Annotated in this window: 18 protein-coding genes; 9 read left to right on the top strand and 9 right to left on the bottom strand. The window is 71.1% G+C overall.

Features of this window, described 5'->3' with window-relative positions:
• Positions 1-14: 14 nt before the first annotated feature.
• Positions 15-1,262, top strand: coding sequence for a threonine--tRNA ligase (gene thrS, locus OG738_RS13435; RefSeq protein WP_329054042.1), 1,248 nt, complete (start codon positions 15-17; stop codon positions 1,260-1,262).
• Here thrS and OG738_RS13430 read toward each other — a convergent pair.
• The 5 genes from OG738_RS13430 to OG738_RS13410 form a co-directional block, all read right to left on the bottom strand.
• Positions 1,252-2,091 carry a MerR family transcriptional regulator gene (locus OG738_RS13430; protein ID WP_329054040.1) on the bottom strand — a complete coding sequence of 280 codons (840 nt, stop codon included), beginning with the start codon at positions 2,089-2,091 and terminating at the stop codon, positions 1,252-1,254. The genes thrS and OG738_RS13430 overlap by 11 nt on opposite strands.
• A gap of 112 nt (positions 2,092-2,203) precedes the next feature.
• A complete protein-coding gene (locus tag OG738_RS13425; RefSeq protein ID WP_329054039.1) occupies positions 2,204-3,031 on the bottom strand; it encodes an ABC transporter permease in 828 nt (275 codons plus the stop codon).
• Entirely contained in the window at positions 3,028-3,921 is an 894-nt protein-coding gene (locus OG738_RS13420) for an ABC transporter permease (RefSeq protein ID WP_329054038.1), read from the bottom strand. Before OG738_RS13420 ends, OG738_RS13425 begins: the two co-directional genes overlap by 4 nt.
• Complete coding sequence (locus tag OG738_RS13415) at positions 3,918-4,961, bottom strand: ABC transporter ATP-binding protein (protein WP_329054037.1); 1,044 nt, start codon at positions 4,959-4,961, stop codon at positions 3,918-3,920. Before OG738_RS13415 ends, OG738_RS13420 begins: the two co-directional genes overlap by 4 nt.
• Complete coding sequence (locus tag OG738_RS13410; protein WP_329054035.1) at positions 4,958-6,184, bottom strand: extracellular solute-binding protein; 1,227 nt, start codon at positions 6,182-6,184, stop codon at positions 4,958-4,960. Before OG738_RS13410 ends, OG738_RS13415 begins: the two co-directional genes overlap by 4 nt.
• Before the next feature lie 62 nt (positions 6,185-6,246).
• On the opposite strand from OG738_RS13410, the gene OG738_RS13405 reads away from it, so the two are divergent.
• The 6 genes from OG738_RS13405 to OG738_RS13380 all read left to right on the top strand — a co-directional run bounded on the left by OG738_RS13405 (position 6,247) and on the right by OG738_RS13380 (position 11,872).
• Positions 6,247-6,951, top strand: coding sequence for a GntR family transcriptional regulator (locus tag OG738_RS13405; RefSeq protein ID WP_329056694.1), 705 nt, complete (start codon positions 6,247-6,249; stop codon positions 6,949-6,951).
• Positions 6,948-7,853: a dihydrodipicolinate synthase family protein gene (locus OG738_RS13400; protein WP_329054033.1), complete on the top strand. Its 906-nt coding sequence runs from the start codon at positions 6,948-6,950 to the stop codon at positions 7,851-7,853. The genes OG738_RS13405 and OG738_RS13400 overlap by 4 nt, the downstream gene beginning before the upstream one ends.
• Before the next feature lie 475 nt (positions 7,854-8,328).
• Complete coding sequence (locus tag OG738_RS13395) at positions 8,329-9,366, top strand: fatty acid desaturase family protein (protein WP_329054031.1); 1,038 nt, start codon at positions 8,329-8,331, stop codon at positions 9,364-9,366.
• On the top strand, positions 9,363-9,545 hold the full coding sequence (locus OG738_RS13390; protein ID WP_329054029.1) for an RGCVC family protein: 183 nt from the start codon (positions 9,363-9,365) through the stop codon (positions 9,543-9,545). Before OG738_RS13395 ends, OG738_RS13390 begins: the two co-directional genes overlap by 4 nt.
• A 292-nt stretch (positions 9,546-9,837) precedes the next feature.
• On the top strand, positions 9,838-11,181 hold the full coding sequence (lysA, locus tag OG738_RS13385; protein WP_329054027.1) for a diaminopimelate decarboxylase: 1,344 nt from the start codon (positions 9,838-9,840) through the stop codon (positions 11,179-11,181).
• Positions 11,182-11,395: 214 nt separating this feature from the next.
• Positions 11,396-11,872, top strand: a complete 477-nt coding sequence (locus OG738_RS13380; RefSeq protein WP_329054025.1) for an Lrp/AsnC family transcriptional regulator — start codon at positions 11,396-11,398, stop codon at positions 11,870-11,872.
• Positions 11,873-11,924: 52 nt separating this feature from the next.
• On the opposite strand, the gene helR is transcribed toward OG738_RS13380, so the two are convergent.
• Both helR and OG738_RS13370 read right to left on the bottom strand, forming a co-directional pair.
• On the bottom strand, positions 11,925-14,129 hold the full coding sequence (gene helR / locus OG738_RS13375) for an RNA polymerase recycling motor ATPase HelR (RefSeq protein ID WP_329054024.1): 2,205 nt from the start codon (positions 14,127-14,129) through the stop codon (positions 11,925-11,927).
• Between the two features lie 101 nt (positions 14,130-14,230).
• On the bottom strand, positions 14,231-16,054 hold the full coding sequence (locus OG738_RS13370; RefSeq protein ID WP_329054023.1) for a LamG-like jellyroll fold domain-containing protein: 1,824 nt from the start codon (positions 16,052-16,054) through the stop codon (positions 14,231-14,233).
• A gap of 80 nt (positions 16,055-16,134) precedes the next feature.
• Between OG738_RS13370 and OG738_RS13365 the strand changes: the two genes are divergently transcribed.
• Complete coding sequence (locus OG738_RS13365; protein ID WP_329054022.1) at positions 16,135-16,527, top strand: VOC family protein; 393 nt, start codon at positions 16,135-16,137, stop codon at positions 16,525-16,527.
• Here the strand turns inward: OG738_RS13365 and OG738_RS13360 are convergent.
• Entirely contained in the window at positions 16,503-16,991 is a 489-nt protein-coding gene (locus tag OG738_RS13360) for a DUF6328 family protein (RefSeq protein WP_329054020.1), read from the bottom strand. The genes OG738_RS13365 and OG738_RS13360 overlap by 25 nt on opposite strands.
• Before the next feature lie 103 nt (positions 16,992-17,094).
• Between OG738_RS13360 and OG738_RS13355 the strand changes: the two genes are divergently transcribed.
• Positions 17,095-17,712 (top strand): GNAT family N-acetyltransferase, encoded by a 618-nt coding sequence (locus tag OG738_RS13355; RefSeq protein ID WP_329054019.1) that lies wholly within the window; start codon positions 17,095-17,097, stop codon positions 17,710-17,712.
• Positions 17,713-17,739: 27 nt separating this feature from the next.
• Here OG738_RS13355 and OG738_RS13350 read toward each other — a convergent pair whose 3' ends face one another.
• The gene (locus tag OG738_RS13350) at positions 17,740-19,524 is read right to left on the bottom strand and encodes a DUF2339 domain-containing protein (protein WP_329054018.1); all 1,785 of its coding nucleotides are present in this window, start codon (positions 19,522-19,524) and stop codon (positions 17,740-17,742) included.
• Between the last annotated feature and the right edge of the window lie 14 nt (positions 19,525-19,538).

Genomic DNA, 19,538 nt, shown 5'->3' with positions numbered 1-19,538 from the left:
CGGCGCGCTGAAGCATGCTCACCGAAGCCCGGGGCGGTCGCCCCGGGCTTCGTCTTGTGGTCACCCGCCTCGCCGTCCACGAGGAGTCCACAATGCACGACCACCGCAAGCTCGGCCGTGAGCTCGGCCTGTTCGACACCGACCCGCTCATCGGCGCCGGGCTGCCCTACTGGCTGCCCGACGGCGCGATCGTCCGCCACAGCCTGGAGGAGTACGTCCGCGGTCTCGAACGCCGCGCGGGATACCGGCACGTCAATTCCCCCGTCCTCGGCAAACGCGAGCTGTACGAGATCTCCGGCCACTGGTCGCACTACCGCGACGACATGTACCCGCCGATGGACGTCGGCGGCGAGCAGCTCGTGCTGCGGCCGAGCCTCTGCCCGCACCACGCGCTGATCTACCGTTCGCGCGGCCGCAGCTACCGCGAACTGCCGCTGCGCATCGCCGAAATCGGCGGGATGTACCGCAGTGAGCTTTCCGGCGTGCTCGGCGGGTTGAGCCGCGTGCGCGCGATCCAGCTCAACGACGCGCACATCTTCTGCGCCCCCGACCAGGTCGAAGCCGAGGCCGCCGCCGCGCTGGCCCTGATCCGGCAGGCCTACGGCGCACTCGGCATCAGCCCGGCCCGCTACCGGCTTTCCCTGCCCGGCGACGGCGGGAAGTACGTTCCCGGGAACTGGGACCACGCGGTGGGAATCCTGCGTTCGGTCCTCGACGGGCTCCCGTACGACGCGGTCGAGGGCGAAGCGGCCTTCTACGGGCCGAAGATCGACGTCCAGATCGTCGACGGCGCGGGCCGCGAATCGACCCTGTCCACCGTGCAGATCGACTTCCCCATGCCCGAGCGGTTCGGCCTCGAGTACGTCGGCGCGGACGCGGCGAAACACCGGCCGGTCATGGTGCACCGCAGCATCATCGGCAGCGTCGAACGCGCGGTCGCTCAGCTGGTCGAGGTGCACGGCGGCGCGTTCCCGGCCTGGCTGGCGCCGGTGCAACTGCGGCTGCTCCCGCTGTCCTCCGCCGAAATCCCTTACGCACAGGAAATCCTGGACCGGTGTGACGACCTGCGGGTCGAGATCGCGTCCGAAGGCAGCCTCGGCGCGCGGATCCGGGACGGCCGGCTGGTGCCGTTCCAGGCCGTGCTCGGGCCACAGGAGGTCGCCGCCGGGCAGCTTTCCCTGCGGCTGCGCGACGGACGCCGGGTCGACGCGCGGCCGGCGGCTGACGCGCTGGCGTGGATCAGGGCCGAGGTCAGGCCGTAGCCGCGGTCAGCCAGTCGAACGCCGGAGCCAGGCTGTCCGGCGCGGCCCAGCCGTTGACCACCGCGAGCAGCCGCAGGTAGCGCTCGCGCCGGGGATCGTTGACGAGGCGGAGCCATTCCCGCACCTGACGGGGGTCACGGCCGAGCCCGCCGACGATCGCCGTGGCCTCCGGCGACCTCGGCGCGACTCCGGCTTCCAGGGCCGGCGTGACGGCGTCGCGGACCTCGGCGGCCAAGTCGCGGCGCAGGCCACCTTCGTGCTGTTCCGTGAGCCGGCGCAGGATCGCGCGGAACTCCTTGTCCCGCAGCAGTTCGGCCAGCCCGATCCACGCTTCGAGCTGCTCGGGGCGTGGGTCCTCCGGCAGTTCCGGGGTCAGCGTGCGGGCGATGCCGTCGAGGTCGGCGCGGCCTCCCAGGGCCTCGGCGAGGAAGGCGTCGACCAGGCGACGTCGTTCCACTTCGGACAGTCGGGCCAGCTCGTGCATCAGGGTCGTCTCCTCCGGGGTCGAGCCGCGTTTCGCCACGGCCGCCAGCACCGCGTGACGCACGCGCAGCACGCGGATCTGCACTTCCAGGGCCTCGGCGTGCCTCGCCGCGACGTCGGCGACGGTCGCTTCGCCGTCGACGACCCGCCGGATCGTGGCGAGGTCGACGCCCAGCTCGCGGAGGGTGCGGATGAGGTCGAGGCGGGCGAGCGCGGCGTCGTCGTAACGGCGATGACCTGCGGCGTTGCGCCCGGACGGCGGCACGAGACCGCGGTCGGAGTAGAACCGGACGGCCTTGATCGTCAGCCCGGTGCGGCGGGCCAGCTCGCCGATCGAATACCGCATGCCGCCAGCGTGACACCTCCCCTCGGGGGAGGCGCAAGGAACCAGGTTCGCCCGATCGTGTCGATCACTTGTTCGACTTTCCGCGGTAAAGTCGAACACATGAACGAACGGACTAGGTCTCCTCCCGGATCCGGGTCACCAGCTGGGTCGGGTTCACGAACCGCAACGCGACGATGAGGAGCACGAGCATGGAGGCGGTGTAGATGGTCGCCATGGCGTCGACCGACTGGTTGGCCCGGATGCCCGCGGCGAACACGGAGTTGTAGAGCGCCACGACGAGGGTCGTCGAGTCCGGGCCGGCGGTGAGGAACGTCAGCTCGAACATGCCGACCGTCCGGACGAGCACGAGGATCGAGGCGGCCAGGATGCCCGGCAGCAGCAGCGGGCCCAGGATCCGGGTGAACACCGAGACCGTGCGCGCACCGGACATGCGCGCGGCGGCTTCGATCTTCGGGTCGATCTGCTCGATGAACGGCGTCATCGTCAGCACCACGAACGGCACCGACGGCACGAGGTTCGCCAGGATGACGCCGGTGATCGTGCCGGCCAGGTGGAACTTGTAGAGCACGGTGGCGAGCGGAATGCCGTAGGTGATGGGAGGGATCAGGATCGGCAGCACGAACAGCAGCATCACCAGGCGCTTGCCGGGGAACGAGCGGCGGGCCAGCGCGTAGGCGGCCGGGACGCCGACCGCCACCGACACGGCGATCACCACGAGCGCGACGATCGCCGTGGTGAGGAGGACGTCGGAGAGGTCGAACTCGCGCCAGGCGTCGGCGTACCAGTGGGTGGTGAAGCCGTCCGGGAGCCAGGTACCGAACCATTGGACGCCGAACGAGTCGACGACCACCGAGAGCACCACGCCGGCCAGGTTGACGAAGAAGAACGCGACGACGGCCCAGACGACCCAACGTCCGGGACGCGCGACCCAACCGGTCATCCCTTGCCTCCGGTGGCTCCGCGGTACAGCGTGGCGCGCCACGTCATGACCAGGCCGATCACGATCAGCATGACCACCGCCATGAGCATCGCGACGGCCGAGCCCATCGAGTAGTCGTACTCCTCGAACGCGGCGTGGTAGGCCGCGATCGAGATGACGCGGGTCTCGTTCGCGGGGTCGCCGACGAGCTGCGCCGAGGGGAAGACCGAGAACGCCATCACGAACGAAAGGCAGAAGGTGATCGCCAGGCCGGGAGCGAGCAGGGGCAGCGTGATCCGCCGGAAGCGCTGGACCCAGTTCGCGCCGAGCGTCGCGGCCGCTTTCTCCAAGGAGGGGTCGATGCCCGAGAGATAGGACAGCGTCAGCAGGAAGGAGAACGGGAAACCGGTGATCACCAGGGAGAGCAGCACGCCGGTGTAGTTGTGGATCAGCGGGAGGGGGTCGTCGGTGATGCCGAGGACGGTGAGCACCTTGTTCAGCCAGCCGGCCGGGCCGCCGTACATGATCAGGCCCTGGGCGGTGAGCACCGTGCCGAGCGTGATCGGCACGACGAGGATCGTCGTCAGGAGGCGCTTGCCGCGGACGCGGCCGCGCATCACGTAGGCGATCGGGATGCTGGCGAGCACGTTGACGAACGTCGCGGGCAGCGCGATACCGAGCGTCGTCCAGACGGTGTCGCGCAGGTACGGGTCGCCGAAGAACCGCGCGTAGTTGGCGAAGACCCCGCCCTGGCGCGGGGCGAAGGACAGCTGGAGACCGTAGAGGAAGGGGTACAGGAACAGGCAGAGGATGACCAGCAGACCAGGTACCAGGAGGAACAGGGTGCGGTCGATGCCGCGCTCCGCCAAGCGGTGACGCAGTGCGGGCCGGGCGCTCGCGACGGCGGTCATGGCGCGAACACCAGGACCCGCTCGGCCGGGACACCGATCTTGGCTGTGTCTCCCGGGGCCAGGCGCTTGTCCGTCCGGAAGTACACCGGCGTCCCGCTCTCGAGGCGGGCCGAGACCGACAGCTCGCGGCCGTGGTACTCGACGATCTCGACCGTCACGTCGAGGGCGTTGGCCGCGCCGTCGCCGACCTCGAAGTCCTCCGGGCGGATCGCCACCTTGGCCGGGCCTTCGGTGACTGACCCACGGCCCGTCAGCCGGACGCCGGCGCCCGCCACGGTGACCGACGAGCCCGTGGTGCCGGTGACCGTCACGTCCAGGAGGTTGCGGTAGCCCATGAACGACGCGACGTAGCTGTTCACCGGCTGGGCGTAGACCTCCTCGGGCGTGCCGACCTGCTGGACCGTGCCGTCGCGCAGGACCACCAGGCGGTCGGCCAGGGACAGGGCCTCCTCCTGGTCGTGCGTGACGTACACCGTGGTCAAGCCGAGCGTCTGGTGGAGGCGGCGGATCTCCATCCGCATCTCGAGCCGGAGCTTGGCGTCCAGGTTGGACAGCGGCTCGTCCATCAGGACGACCGGCGGCTCCAGCACGACGGCCCGTGCGATGGCGACGCGCTGCTGCTGCCCACCGGAGAGCTGCGCGGGGAACTTCGCCGCGTGATCGGTGAGCTGGACCAGGCGCAGGGCCTCGTCGACCCGCCGCCGGGCGTCGGCGCGGCCGACCTTGCGCATCTTGAGGCCGAAGCCGACGTTGGCACGGACCGTCATGTGCGGGAACAGCGCGTAGTTCTGGAAGACCATCCCGAACCCGCGCCGCTCCGGGGGCTGGCCGTCGATGCGGGCGTCGTCGAGCCAGATGCTGCCGCCCGTCAGGGGCAGCAGGCCGGCCAGGCAGTTCAGCGCGGTCGACTTGCCGCAGCCGGACGGGCCGAGCAGGGCCACGAACTCGCCGCGCACGATGGCGAGGTCGAGGCCGCTGAGGGCGTTCGCGGTGCCGAAGCTCCGGGACACCCCGTCCAGCCGGAGCTGCTCGAACGTCACTTCTTGCCGACCTTCGAGCCGCCGACCAGCTGGTTCCACTTGTCGAACGCCTTCACCTGCTGCTCGGCCGGCAGCGAGGTCTCCTTGGGGTACTGCGCGATCCACTGCTCGTACTCCGGGCGCCCGAACTGCTTGATCGTGTCCTGGCTCTTCTGCGGCGCCATCTGCAGCGTGACGTCCTTGACCGCCGGGCCGGGGTAGAAGTAGCCGTCGTCGTAGGCGATCGCCTGCTGGTCCGGCTTCAGCATCCACGCGATCAGCTGCAGGATCGCCGACTCCTGGTCGGGCGAGAGGCCCTTCGGGATCAGGGCGTACTGGGCGTCGGTGACCCAGTGCATCGGCTGCATGATCGCGGTCTTGACCGTGTTGGGCACCGTGCCGAGCTTGCGCGGGTTGATGTCCCAGCCGGTCGTCGACATGATCATGTCCACCGAGCCGGACGCGAGGTTCTTCATCGTCTCGGTGGTGCCGGACGGGTAGTACTTCACGTACTTGCCCAGCTCCTGCAGGTATGCCCAGGTCTTGTCCCAGCCCTTGTCCGGGTCCTTCGGGTCCTTGTCGCCGAGCAGGTACGGCAGGCCCATCAGGAACGTCCGGCCCGGACCCGAGTTCGACGGTTGCGCGTACTGGAACTTCTCCGGGTGCGCCTTCGCCCAGTCGAGCAGTTCCTGCGGGGACGCCGGCGCCGCCGGGACCGCTCCCGGGTTGAACTCCAGCAACGGACCGGACGGGTAGTAGACGACCTCGACGCCGTAGCCGTTGGCGAGCTCCTGCATCTTGGCCGCGGGCTCGAGGTAGTTCTGCATCAGGTTCGGGAACCGGCTCGAAAAGTCCGGGAGGACCTTCGCGAGCGTGCCGTTCGCGATGCCGGCGGACAGGCCGTCGGTGCCGCTGAGGACCAGGTGCGTCTGGGCGACGCCGCCGTCCTGCTCGGCCTTCAGCTTGCCCGCCATGCTCGGCGCGGGCGCGGTCGAGTACGTGACCTTCGAGAGCACTTCGGGGTGCGCGGCCTTGAAGTTCTCGATCATCTGCTTGGTGAGCTGGAGGTTGCCGGCGATGTCGAGGATGTTCAGGGTGACGGGCTTGCTCGGCTTGTCCGGCACGGCCGACGGGGCCGCCGCCTGGCCGCCGTCACCGCCGGGCGCGCCACAGGCCGCCAGCCCGGCGGCGAGGCCGGTCGCCAGGAGCACTCGTCGGAATCGGAAGCCGGTGCGACGCTGCATGGCTGCTCCCTGGGTCCATGATAATGTTGTATGTCGCATCGTATATCAGATCGGACATGCCAGTGGCGAGCACTTCTTCGGCCCGGAGGCCGCCGCCGCCCGTCTCGCGCACGGATTTCGTGCGCGACGCGATCAAGGACGCGATCTTGAGCGGGGAGTTCGGGCCGGGCGAAACGCTCGTCGAGACCGAGGTGGGCGCCCTGCTCGGGGTGTCGAAGACGCCGGTGCGCGAAGCGCTGCGGATCCTGGCCGGTTCCGGTTTGGTCACGATGAGCACGTACAAGGGGGCCGCGGTCCGGGTCATGGACGCGGAGAGCGCGTACGCGGTGTACGACCTGCGCGCGCTTCTCGAGCCCGAAGCCGTCCGACGCGCTGTCGAGCGCGGGGCGGATTTCGAGCCGGCGCGCCAGGTCCTGGCCGAGGTCGGCACCGGCAGGGCGGCCGCCGACCGCGCGAAGGCCAGCTTGACCAACCGGCTGTTCCACCGCGCGCTCTACTCCGGCTGCGGGAACCCGCTGCTGGTCGAAATCCTCGACGGGCTGCGCGACCAGGCCGCGCTGATCACCGTCACCGGCTGGGGCATCAGCCCGACGTGGCAGGGCGAAGCGGGCGAGCACCGGGCGATCCTGACGGCCGCCGAGAGCGGGAACGCCCGGCAGGCCGAGCACCTGCTTCGCAGGCACATCACCGATTTCATCGACCGGATCGCCTTCGGGCTTCCCGGCGAAAGCACCACAGAGACCGGCGATCCGAAGGGGGCCCGATGACGTTCGAGCAGCAGAGGCGGCGGCTTTCCGGGGTGGTGGCCATCCCGGTCACGCCGTTCGACGCCGAAGGCGCCGTCGACGGCCAGACGTACGCGAAACTCGTCGACCGCCTGATCACCGGTGGCATCGAAGTCGTGACGCCGAACGGGAACACCGGCGAGTTCTACGCGCTGGACGCCGCCGAAGCGCGGCAGTGCCTGGAGGTCACCGTCGAGGCCGTGGCCGGCCGGGCGAGCGTGCTCGCCGGGATCGGCCACGACGTCGCGTCGGCCACGCGGGCCGCCGCGCACGCGCGCGACGCCGGGGCCGACATGATCATGATCCACCAGCCGGTGCACCCGTACGTCTCCGGCGAAGGCTGGGTCGACTACCACGCCGCGATCGCCGCCTCGGTACCCGAACTGGGCGTCGTCCTCTACGTCCGCAACCCGGCGATCGGCGGCGAGCAGCTGCACGCCCTCGGCGAGGCGGCGCCGAACGTCATCGGCGTGAAGTACGCCGTGCCGGACCCGGTGCGGTTCGGGTCGGTCGCGCGCGACGCGGGCTTCGAACGGTTCGTGTGGATCGCCGGCCTGGCCGAGCTCTCGGCGCCCGGGTACTTCGCCGTCGGCGCCACGGGCTTCACGTCGGGCCTGGTGAACGTCGACCCGGCGATCTCACTGGAGATGTTCCACGCACTGTCCACAGGGGACTATCCGGCCGCGATGACGGTCTGGGAGCGGATCCGGCCGTTCGAGGAGCTGCGCGCCGCGAACGGGAACGCCAACAACGTCAGCGTCGTCAAGGACGCGCTGGGGCAGCTCGGCCTGTGCCGTCCGGACGTCCGGCCGCCGAGCCGGCTGCTGACGGGAGCCGAACGCGAACGGCTCTTCGGACTGCTTTCGTCCTGGGGGCTTTCGTGAAGGTGGCGGTTCGTCGGCGTGCCGGAGCGCGGTGACGCGGAAGTCCGGCTCGCCGACGAGCCACCTGATGACCGGAGTCGCGCCGGAAGAAACAAGCTGTAGCAACCCCATTGGGCGCCTCGGGCGTCGCTCTGCGCGACTACGGGCGGCTGCTCGCCGGCCGAACGGCCGACATGGTTGCCTACGAGCGGGTTCCGGACCCGGACTCGGCTCCTGTCCCCCGGTCGGAGCTGCCCGACCGGAAAGTTTCGGGTGTGTGGTAAGTCACCTTTCATCCCGATGTGGCTGACTGTACACCTCTTCGGCAGGCCGTGGGGAATTGCCATGACGGCGGCGGGATGGGAGGCTGGGGACAGGACGCGGTGCCTACCGCGACCAGGCCCCAGTGCCCTTTCCCGGACCGGACCCGGACCCCGTCGGGGCCGGAAACCGTTGCTGGACAAGCCTTTACGACTTAGCCAGAGCGGTGACGCCGATGACCTCCACCCAGGTTCCAGATACCCCCGCCACAGCCGGCAGTGACTTCGCCGAGCTGTCCCGCCTCGTCAAGGACGCGGGACTCCTCCGACGGCGACGCCGGTACTACGCAATCCGGATCGGCCTCAACCTCGCTGCGTTCGGCGGCGGCTGGGTCGCCTTCGCCTACCTCGGCGACTCGTGGTGGCAGCTGTTCCTCGCGGCGTTCTTCGCGATGATGTTCGCGCAGCTGTCGTTCATCGGCCACGACGCCGGGCACAAGCAGATCTTCCGCAGCCGCCGGGCGAACGACGCCACCGGGTTCGTCCACGGTGGACTGACCGGGCTGAGCTACGGCTGGTGGGTCGGCACGCACGCGCGGCACCACGCGAACCCCAACAACGAGGACGAGGACCCGGACGTCGACATCGCCGCGCTCGCGTTCAGCAAGGCGCAGAGCTCGCAGAAGCGCGGGTTCCTGCGCTGGGTGGCGAAGTACCAGGCGTTCCTGTTCTTCCCGCTGCTGCTGCTCGAAGGCCTGAACCTGCACGTCTCGAGCGTGAAAGCGGTGCTGCGCAAGGATCTTCGCCGGCGCAAGCTGGAGTCCGCGCTCCTGATCGCGCACCTCGCGGCGTACCTCGCGGCGGTGTTCATCGTGCTGTCGCCGCTGACCGGGATCATCTTCATCCTGGTGCACCAGTTCCTGTGGGGCCTGTACATGGGCTGCTCGTTCGCGCCCAACCACAAGGGCATGGAGATGCTGACGGCCGGGCACCGGCTCGACTTCCTGCGCAAGCAGGTACTGACCTCGCGCAACATCCGCGGCGGCCGGATCGTCGACTTCGCGCTCGGCGGGCTGAACTACCAGATCGAGCACCACCTGTTCCCGAGCATGGCCCGGCCGAACCTCAGGCACGCGCAGGTGATCGTCCGGGAGTTCTGCGAGCGGCACGGGATTTCCTACGCCCAGTGCGGCTGGGCCCGCTCGTACGGCTACGTGCTGCAGCACCTCCACGCGGTGGGCGAGCCGCTGCGGACGAAGGCGGCACCGGCATGACGGCCCCGGCGCCCGACGCACCCGAGGTACCGCGCACCGAACCGCAGTGCCCGAACTGCCCCCACCCATGGGAGGCGCACGACGCAATAGCCCGCCGCTACTGCGCGGCAACAGCGGCCGGCCAGGGAACCGACCGCGGCTGCGTCTGCGGCACGGCGGCGGACCACAAGGCAAGCTGACCAGAGCGGCCACGCGGCAACGGCCTTCCGTCGAACCGGGCGGCCGGCCTGACCCGCCGTCAGGCGAGCCAGTCGGGACGCGCCCGCGGCAAGCTCGGCCTCGTGTGACGACTGCCCCACGGAAATTCAGCTCTGCGCAGGTCAGCCGCGGGTGTGGCCGAAGTTACTCGCGCGTTAACAAGGCGTCAGCGGCGCCCCGGAACCCGTCAGGACGGCATTCGCGGGGGACGCGCGGCGAAGGAGTCGGCGGTGTCCTGACCGAGTCCGATCCGCGTGATGCCCGGAGGCACCTGTGACGCTCAGCGAGCTTCTTCCCAGCCTCGGCTGCGAAGCCGACGATCACCTCGAGCCCGGAGTCTGGCCGCGAAGCACCCGACTCGGCGAAGACGGCGAACTCCTCTTCGCCGGCGCGCGGGTCAGCCACCTCGCTGCCCGCTTCGGGACGCCGTCCTACCTCATCGACGAGCAGCAGGTCCGCGACATCGCGCGCGAGTACCGGCGCGCGCTGCCGGACGTCGAAGTCGCGTACGCGAGCAAGGCGCTGTGTACGCGGTCCGTACTCCGCTGGGTCGCCGAAGAGGGGTTGTCGCTCGACACGTGCTCCGCGGGCGAGATCGCCGTCGCGCGCTCAGTCGGCTTCCCCGCGGAGCGCATGCTGCTGCACGGCAACGCGAAGACGCCCGAAGACCTGAAGGCGGCTCTCGCGTACGGCGTCCGGCGGATCGTCGTCGACTCGCTCGACGAGATCGAGCAGCTCGGCGCGCTCGTCCCCGGTGCGCAGCAGGTGATGATCCGTGTGACGCCGGGCGTCGCGGCCGGGGCGCACACCGCCATCAGCACCGGGACCGAGGGCCAGAAGTTCGGCTTCTCGCTCCTCGACGGCGTTCCCGACAACGTCGACGCGGCCGTGAAGGCCGTACGAGGCCAACCGGGGTTGCGGCTCCGCGGCCTGCACTGCCACATCGGCTCGCAAGTCTCCCGCGTCGACCGGTACGAGGCCGCCGCGCGCCGGATGGCCGAGGTGCTCGTCCGGATCCGCGACACGCACGGCGTCACGCTGCGGGAGCTCGACCTCGGCGGCGGGCACGCGGTGCCGTACGTCGGCGGCGAGCCCGCGTTCGACCTGGGCGGCTACTCGCGACGGCTGCGCGTCGCACTGGCCTACGAGTGCGCAGCGCACGGCTTTCCCTTGCCACGCTTGACGATCGAGCCGGGCCGGGCACTCGTCGGGCCGGCCGGGATCACGGTGTACCGCGTGTGCGCGGTCAAGCGCGGCACCCGGACGTTCGTCGCGGTCGACGGCGGCATGAGCGACAACGCGCGGCCGTCGCTCTACGGCGCCCGCTACACGACCCGCCTGGTCGGCAGGCGGTCGAAGGCGCAGCGCACCCCGATGACCGTCGTCGGACGGCACTGCGAATCCGGCGACGTCCTCGCCGACGGCATCAGCCTGCCCGGCGACCTGCACGCCGGTGACCTGCTGGCCGTGCCGTGCACCGGCGCGTACCACCACTCGCTGGCGTCGAACTACAACCAGGTCGGCCGGCCGCCCCTGGTCGGCGTCAAGAACGGCGTCGCGACGCTGCTCGTGCGCCGCGAAACCGAGGAGGACCTCAGCCGTCGCGACTTGGGCTAGGCCTGGGCACTGACCGGCTGGCAGCACGCCCGCGCGGGCGCTCGAACCCGCCCCGGAATGACTCGTGAATTTCCTCCACAGCCACCGATTCCTCGGCAAATCACGATCCTCGCGCCGGATCACGTGAAGCTGGCGCGGGGGTCTCGCTTTCTGGTCAGGTCTCGATACGCTGCGCACTTGACAAATCACATGCCGAAACACAGGGAGGGACGGCATGGGTGACGATTCACGTGCGCGCGGACTGGACAACACGGACAGATCACTGATCGCCCTGCTGCAGCAGGACGGCCGCGCGTCGTTCACCGCGCTCGCGAAGGCGGTCGGGCTTTCGGAGGGAGCCGTCCGCCAGCGCGTGCAGCGGCTGCTGCGCGACGACCTCATGCAGATCGTGGCGGTGACCGACCCGGCCAACGTCGATCTGACGCGCCAGGCGATGGTCGGCATCAGCGTCGACGGCGCTGATCCGCGCGTGGTGGCGGACAAGCTCTCCGAGCTCGCGCACGTGCACTACGTCGTGCTGTGCGCCGGGCGCTACGACCTGTTGGCCGAACTCGTCTGCCGGGACGACGACCACATGCTCGAAGTGCTGGGCGAGGAGATCCGCAAGATCGACGGCGTGTCCGGGACCGAGCTGTTCGTGTACCTGAAGCTGGCCAAGCAGAACTACGCATGGGGCCGGCTCACGGCGTAGCCCGTCGTGAGTGAGAAACAGTGTTCTAACGCTGTTTCTCACTCACGAGCCGCTACAGGAACCGGCGGTGGCCGGACCGCGCGGGCGAGCCCGCTTCGGCGAGCCCGGCCAGCACCGCCGGGAGCGGATCCCGGTGCAGGACGCCGAGGCGCTGCGTCGCGCGGGTGAGCGCGACGTACAGCTCGGCCGCGCCACGCGCGCCCCCGGCCAGGATCCGCTCCGGCTCGACGACGAGGACCGCGTCGAACTCCAGGCCCTTCGTCGCCGACGGCGGGATCGTGCCCGGCACGCCGGGCGGCCCGATGACGACGCTGGTGCCCTCGCGGCCGGCCTCGTCGCGCTCGAACTCGTCGACGGCGTCCTGCACCTCGCCGTCCGCAACGCGCCGGGACCACGGCCGGACTCCGCACGCGCGCACGGATTCCGGCGGCCGCGCGGCCGGCGCGAACTCCGCCAGCAGCGCGCCGGCGACGGCCATGATCTCCGCCGGGGTCCGGTAGTTCACGGTCAGCTCCCGGTACGCCCACCGATCGGCGACGTACGGCGCGAGCATCGGCTCCCACGCCGTCGCTCCGGCCGCGCTGCGACGCTGCGCGAGGTCGCCGACGATCGTGAACGACCGGCTCGGGCACCGCCGCATCAGCGTCCGCCAGTCCATTTCGGACAGTTCCTGCGCCTCGTCGACGACGACGTGCCCGTACGTCCAGTCGCGGTCCGCGGCCGCGCGCTCGGCGAGGTCGCGGGTGTCGCGCTCGACGAACCGATCGGCCAGGTCCCCGGCGTCGAGCAGGTGCTCGGCGGCCAGCAGGACGTCTTCGTCCATTTCCTCGCGGTCCAGCTTGAGCAGCTCCAGGACCCCGGCGGAGTACTCGGCGTCTTCCTCCGTCTGACGTCTTGCGGCCGCGCGTTCGGCGGTGACGTCGCGGCCGAGCAGATCGGCCAGCTCGTCGAGCAGCGGCACGTCCGAGACCGTCCAGGCCGCGCCGTCCGCGCGGAACAGCGCCGGGTCGGCCCCGGCGGCTTCGAGCCGGCGCGGCGACATGTACAGCGGCGCCAGCAGAGTCTCTGGCGTCAGCTCCGGCCACAGCGCCGCGAGCGTGCCGTCGAGGTCTTCGTGCTCGGCCAGCTCGTCGAGGACGTCGGCGCGCAGGTCCGCCCATGCCCCGCGGTCCGCCCTGGTCAGCCAACCCTCGCCGATCTTCGCGACGGCCCGCTCGGCGACGGCCGCCGTGACGTGCTCGCGGAAGACCGCGCGGGCCTCGTTGTGCGGCAACCCGGACCGGCGCGCCTCCAGCCGGGCGCCGGCCGCGAGGTCGGCGTCGAGCTCCACGGTGACGTCGGCCAGCTCGACCGGCACCGGTTCGTCCGGCACGTTCTGCCGGTCGGCGACCGCCGCGCTGAGCACGTCGAGGATCTTCAGCGACCCCTTCAGCCGCGCCACTTCCGGCGGGTCCTCGGCGGTGACGTGCAGCCCGGGCACCAGGTCGCCGGGCGTCCGGAAGACGACGTCCGACTCGCCGAGCGAGGGCAGCACGCGGCCGATGTGGTCGAGGAACAGCGGGCTCGGCCCGACCACCAGGACGCCGGTGCGCGACATCCGCTCGCGGTGGGTGTAGAGCAGGTACGCCACGCGGTGCAGCGCGATGGCCGTCTTGCCGGTGCCGGGCCCGCCTTCGACCACCAGGACGCCCTGGTGGCCGAGCCGGATGACCTCGTCCTGCTCGGCCTGGATGGTCGCGACGATGTCCCGCATGCCCTCGCCGCGCGGCGCGTTGACCGCCGCCAACAGCGCCGCGTCCCCGCGTTCGCCCGCCTGCGGACGGCCGAGGACTTCGTCGGTGAAATCGACGACCTTTCGGCCCAGCGTGCGGAACTGACGGCGGCGGCGCATGTTTTCCGGCGTCGCCGCGGTGGCGACGTAGAACGGCCGTGCCGCCGGCGCCCGCCAATCCAGCAGGAACGGTTCGTAGTCGTTTTCCGCGTCGAACAGCCCGATCCGGCCGATGTAGCTGGTTTCCCCGGAAACGGCGTCCAGGCGGCCGAAACAAAGGCTGTTGTCGGCGACGTCCAGCCGGGCCGCTTCCCGCGACCGGCAGCGGACGTCGGTTTCCCGTTCTCCTGGGGTCAGCCCGGTTTGCCCGAGTGCGCCGTGGTAGCGGGCCTGCGCCACCGCGCGCTCGCGGTCGAGCCGCGCGTACAGCCCGGCGACGTAGGCCCGTTCTTCCCGCAATTCCTCGTCGTACCCCTGGTTTGACAAGTTCCCCTCACAGCGGCTAGACTGATGGAACATTCGGCGGGTTCTTCCATCCATTCTGGAGAGCACGCCGAATTTTCATTGTCCACCCGCTGTCAAGCCCGTCAGCCCAGCATGAATTCACGCGGGTTCAGCGGCCGGTCCACGACCCGCACGTCACCCAGCAGCCCGGCGAAACTGCGGTCGACCTTGCCCTCGTAGGAGGACGCGCCGACCAGCCACGAGCCGCCCGGGTTCGCGAGCCCGACCGCCGGCGTGGCCGGGTTCCGCACCACCGGGCAGCCGTCGACGAACACCGTCGTGCGGCGGCCGTCGTTGACCACGGCGACGTGCCACCACTTCTCGACCGGCAGCTCGTGGCCCCAGCTCGTCGAGATCCGGTTCTGGTTCAGCGGGAACACCGCCCACTGCAGCTCCCCACCGTCCGAAAGGGACAGTGTGGCGGCCGATTCCTTCGGGTCGTCGCCGGTCTTGCCCGCGGCCGCGCCGCTGCCCTGCCGGGCGAACAGGCCGCACCAGCCGTGGTGGCCGTCCTTGAAGTTCGCCGGCAGCCAGAAGAACGCCTCGACGGTGTAGCCGCGCTCGAAGGTGAGCTCGTTCATCGGCGCCGCGTCGACCGTGCGCAGGTACGCGCCGCGGCTCGGGTCGCGGCCGCCGTCGAAGCTCAGGCTCGCCCGCGACGGCTGCCGCGGCGAGAACCGGCTCGAGTACTTCAGCGCGTCCGGGCCACTGCCCGGCGCGGTGACGCGGGTGAGGTCGTTGCCGCGGCCGGTCTGGTCGCGCACGACGACGTCGTCGGGCACCACGACGCCGTCCTGGCCGCCTTCGAAGCGCCAGTAGGCGACGGTCCCCGGCACCAGCAGCTGCTTCGCGGGGCGACCGGGCGGGACCGGCACCGGCGCGAACCCCTTGAAGCGCTCGGCGAAGTCGATCTCCAGGCTGAAGTAGTCGGCGGCGCCGCTGCGTTCGACCTCGACCTGCTGCATTTCGGACAGGTGGTCCTGCGCGGCGAGCCACGGCGAGAACGTCCGGACGTCGACCACGCCGCGCGCGAGGTCGAACTGGTAGAGCCGGACCATCGCACTGCCGCCGTAGTAGCGGTCCTGGTAGTTGGCGATGTGCACGTGGACGTCATGGCCGGCGGCGTTCTTGCGGACCGTGCGCCCGGTCGGCCAGTAGTGCCCGTTCAGCGTCAGGAAGATCTGGTCGTTGCCGTCGACCAGCTCCTTCCAGACGAGTTCGCCGAACGTCGAGAACTGGGCCTGGTGGTCGTCGTCGGCCCAGACCAGCTCGTGGATGGTGAGGATCGCGGGCAGCGTCGGGTGCTGCGCCAGGACCTGCTTCGCCCAGTTCAGGCCGCCCGCGGACGGCCGCCAGTCGAGCGCGAGCAGCAGCCACTCCCGGCCGCCGCCGCGGAAGACGTGGTAGGTGTTGTAGCCGTCCTTGGACGCGCCCTTGAACGTCGGGGAATTGCGCTGGCGCTGCGGGCCGAACGCGTCGAGGTACGGCGACGGGCCGCGCTGGTCGTCCTTCGAGCCGTCGATGTCGTGGTTGCCCGCGAGGGTGCTGTACGGGAACCGGCGGCGGTCGAGGACCTGGAACGACTTGCTGATGCGCGAGAACTCGTCCACGCGGCCGTTCTGGGTGAGATCTCCGAGGTGAGCGAGGAAGACAACGTTGTCAGCCGACTCGTCGAGGACGTAGCGCAGCGAGGCGTCGAGCGGGGCCGCGTCACCACGGTCCTCGTCGAACAGGTACTGCGTGTCCGGCATGACCACGAGCGTGAAGCGCGGATCTTCGGCGTCGGGGCGGTGGTGGCCCTGCGCTTCGGCGGCATTGACGGGCGCGCCGAGGGCGACGGCCGGCAGGGTCGCCGCGGCGGCGGCGCCCGCGCCGAGGAGGAAGTTCCGGCGAGAGGTGTCAGTCACGCGCCGGAAGCTACGGGCGCCGGCCGACCGCCCCGGCAACTGCCGCCGAACTCGGGATGAACAGCGGTACTGTTCGCGCCATGAGCGGACCGCGGGTCTTCCGGCTGATCCAGCCCGTCGACGACATCGAGGTCGCGGTCGCCTTCTACGCGCGGGTGCTCGGGCACCCCGGCGAGCGGATCGCGGTCAACCGGCACTACTTCACCTGCGGCGACGTGGTGCTCGCCTGCGTCGAGGCGCCGCTGGAGCACCGCGAACCGCGCCCGCAGCGCGACCCGCGGATCGTCTACCTCGCGGTCGAGGACGTCGACGAAACGTTCCGGCTGGTGCGTGCCGCCGAGCCGCGCTGGATCGACGACGCGATCGAGACCCAGTTCTGGGGCGAACGGTCGTTCTACGCGGACGACCCCTTCGGCAACCCGCTCTGCTTCGTCCAGGAGGACACGCTCTACTTGGGTGGCCCGGTCGGCTGAGTGGCGGGTTTCGGGTTCAGCCGGAACGGCATGGCGAACCACAGCAGCCCGAAGAGCAGCAGCGACAGCACGCCCATGACGGTCATGGCGATCCCGCCGTAGACCACCTTGGCGATCAGCGCCACGGTCGAGGTGATCGCCAGGGCCAGGCAGACCAGCCCGACCAGCACGAGCCGGTTGCCGATGGCCAGGATCCGCTCCCGGCTGCCGGTGCGGAACAGCAGCCGGTGCCACGCGGCGGGCGCGGTCAGCGACGCCGTCGCAGCGACCGCGAGCACGACCGCGGACAGGTGCAGGGACTTTTCGAACCCGCTCGCGTCGTGGAACCGGTCGGTGAACACGACCGACAGCAGGAAGCCGAAGAGGATCTGCACGCCGGCCTGCGCGACCCGCAGCTCCTGCAGCAACTCCCCGACGTTGCGAGTCAGCTGCTCGTTCCGGGATTCGCCGGTGTGTTCCGCCACAAGAAAGAAGATACGTGGCCGATCCGGGTTCCACCCGCTGATCCAGCACCGCCCGGCCTCGGGTGGGTGCTCGGCCGCCGCTGTCGATCTAGGCTGCAGGACCATGACCGAGCCGGTTTCCGCCGTGACCGTCGTGCCCGCCAACGAGGCGTCGCGGGACGACCTTGTCGCGATCTTCGGGACCGCCGACTACCCCGGCCGCTGCCAGTGCCAGCGGTTCAAGGTCGCCGGCTGGATCTGGCGCGACTCCACGCAGGAGGAGCGCACCGCCATGCTGCGGACCCAGACGGCGTGCGGCCGGCCGGGCGCGCCCACCAGCGGGCTCGTCGCCTACGTCGACGGCGAGCCCGCCGGCTGGGTGGCCGTCGAGCCGCGGACCGCCTACCCCAAGCTGCGCGGCACGCGCGTCCCGTGGACCGGGCGCGCCGAGGACAAGGACGACGACGGCGTCTGGGCGGTGACGTGCTTCGCCGTCCGCAAGGGTTACCGCGGCCGCGGCCTCACCTACCCGCTGGCCCGCGCCACGATCGGCTTCGCCCGCGAACGCGGTGCCCGCGCGCTCGAGGCGTACCCGATGATCACCCAGCCGGGCAAGGAGATCACGTGGGGCGAGCTGCACGTCGGCGCCCGCCAGGTGTTCGCCGACGCGGGCTTTGCGGAAGTAAGCCATCCGACGCCTCGACGCGTGGTCATGCGCCTTGAGTTGTCCACTGTGGACTGACGGTCAGCCGGCCGATCTTCTCCCGCGTCAGCGCGAAGCGACGCGCCTGGCGTACCGCGTGCCGGCCGCGAGCAGCACCAGGCCCGCGCCGAGGAACGCGCCAACCCGCGCCAGGCCGTCCAAAGCCGCCAGGTCGAACAGCACCAGCTTGAGGACCGCCGCGCCGACCAGGACGAGCCCGCTCACGCGCAGGCCGACGACGTCGATGCCGCGCAGGAGCAGCACGAGCGCCGCGATCGTCCAGGACACCGTGATCAGCGCGTGGCCCAGGAGGAACCCGGCGCGGTCGGGCAAGGCCAGGAGCGACCCGCACAGCACGACCCCGGCGGCGCCGTACAGCGCGGCAACCCCGGCGACGAGCCAGATCGGCAGGTCGTCGACCGGCCCGCGGAAGACCTCCAGCCGCTGCGCCGCCCACGGCAGCACGACCGACGCCGCGAGGAGCAGCAAGGCGACCGCGAGCGCGCCGGCGACGTCGCCGGCCGGCCGGTTCCGGTACACCATCAGAAAAGCCGGCGTGACGGCGAAGAAGACACCGACCAGGCCGCCGATCGCCGCGAAGCCGAGCGCGGTGCCCAACGCGAACCGGTTGCGACCGCCCAGTGCGGCCACGACGAGCAGCAGCGCCTCGCCGAGCAGCACCGCGGCCCGGGCCGGGCCGTCGAACTGGGTGACCGTCGCCTGCAGGATCGCCAGCAGCCCGGCGAGCCCGGCCAGGTGCCCGGCGAGCCCCGGCCACCAGCGGCGGGCCGCCCAGACCGCCAGCAGGACGACCCCGGCACCGGCCACGACGAGCACGGCCTGGAGCTTGGGCAGCGGCAGCGCCGCGACGAGCGTCGGGACGATCGCCGCCGCCAGCACGGCGAGCGCGGCGGGGTCGTTTTCGCGGCGGCGAAGCACGATCAGCGCGAGCGTGCCGCCGATGGCTCCCGCACCGAGCGCCGCAGCCGGGTTCGCCCAGCCGCCGTGCCCGGCCGCGGTGCTGACGACCGAGGCGAGCAGCGGCGGCACCCCGGCGGCCGGCGTCAGCGACGACCAGTCGCGGCGCAGTTGCACCGGCGTCGTCGCGAGCTGGACCATCAGCAGGAACGTGACGAGTTCCGGCGTGCATCCGCGGGTGATCATCGGCGCGCAGATCGCACAGCCGACGACGACGACCGACGCGAGCAGCGGCGACCCCCAGCGCAAGGCCACGAGCAGGCCGCCGACGGCGACGGCGAGGCTCACGGCGAGCCCGGCGAGCACCGGCAGGAAGTCGTACAGCGACGTCGCGGCGACAGCGTCCAGGTAGAGCGTCGCGATGCCGGTCCACGCGAGGGCGAACGCCCCGGTGCGGCCGGCGGGCTTGCGGTGCAGCCGGCCGCCGGCGCCGGTCAGCGCGAGCCCGAAGGCGGCGCCGACCAGCACGCGCGGCAGCGGCCCGAGCCAGCCCCGCTGGACGGCCAGCACCAGCAGCAGGACGACCCCCAGCAGCGTCACGGCCCCGCCGACCCAAGCCAGCACGCGGCTGCCCGCGCCCTCCCTGCCGAGCTTTTCGCCCAGCGTCGGACGCGGCGGAGGCGGCAGGTAGGGCGACGGCGGCGGGACATGGCGCTGCTGGGGCGGCTGCCAGGGGTTCTGCGGCCACGGCGGCGGCATGTGCTGCGGCTGGGGCCAGGGCTGGGGTGGTGGCTGTTTGGCCTCCTGGCGCGGCTCGGCCTGCTCAGCCTGGGCCCGCGTGGCCCGCAGTTCGGCGCCCACCACGGCGAGACGACGCCCCAGGTCGTCGATCTCGCCGGCGAGCCGGAGGAGCACGTCCGCTTCGGTGGTCATACCGGACAGGGTCA

Source organism: Amycolatopsis sp. NBC_01488, from assembly GCF_036227105.1.
GTDB lineage: Bacteria > Actinomycetota > Actinomycetes > Mycobacteriales > Pseudonocardiaceae > Amycolatopsis.
The sequence above is the reverse complement of the archived record's forward strand: the minus strand, read 5'-3'. Positions and strand labels throughout refer to the sequence as shown.

Bases quoted from the DNA above. Each gene is read 5' to 3' on its own strand.
- OG738_RS13430 (WP_329054040.1), bottom strand. From the start codon at position 2,091: ATGCGGTATTCGATCGGCGAGCTGGCCCGCCGCACCGGGCTGACGATC.
- thrS (WP_329054042.1), top strand. From the start codon at position 15: ATGCTCACCGAAGCCCGGGGCGGTCGCCCCGGGCTTCGTCTTGTGGTC.
- OG738_RS13365 (WP_329054022.1), top strand. From the start codon at position 16,135: ATGAGCGGACCGCGGGTCTTCCGGCTGATCCAGCCCGTCGACGACATC.
- OG738_RS13410 (WP_329054035.1), bottom strand. From the start codon at position 6,184: ATGCAGCGTCGCACCGGCTTCCGATTCCGACGAGTGCTCCTGGCGACC.
- OG738_RS13425 (WP_329054039.1), bottom strand. From the start codon at position 3,031: ATGACCGGTTGGGTCGCGCGTCCCGGACGTTGGGTCGTCTGGGCCGTC.
- OG738_RS13350 (WP_329054018.1), bottom strand. From the start codon at position 19,524: ATGACCACCGAAGCGGACGTGCTCCTCCGGCTCGCCGGCGAGATCGAC.
- OG738_RS13380 (WP_329054025.1), top strand. From the start codon at position 11,396: ATGGGTGACGATTCACGTGCGCGCGGACTGGACAACACGGACAGATCA.
- OG738_RS13420 (WP_329054038.1), bottom strand. From the start codon at position 3,921: ATGACCGCCGTCGCGAGCGCCCGGCCCGCACTGCGTCACCGCTTGGCG.
- OG738_RS13390 (WP_329054029.1), top strand. From the start codon at position 9,363: ATGACGGCCCCGGCGCCCGACGCACCCGAGGTACCGCGCACCGAACCG.
- OG738_RS13355 (WP_329054019.1), top strand. From the start codon at position 17,095: ATGACCGAGCCGGTTTCCGCCGTGACCGTCGTGCCCGCCAACGAGGCG.
- OG738_RS13400 (WP_329054033.1), top strand. From the start codon at position 6,948: ATGACGTTCGAGCAGCAGAGGCGGCGGCTTTCCGGGGTGGTGGCCATC.
- OG738_RS13395 (WP_329054031.1), top strand. From the start codon at position 8,329: ATGACCTCCACCCAGGTTCCAGATACCCCCGCCACAGCCGGCAGTGAC.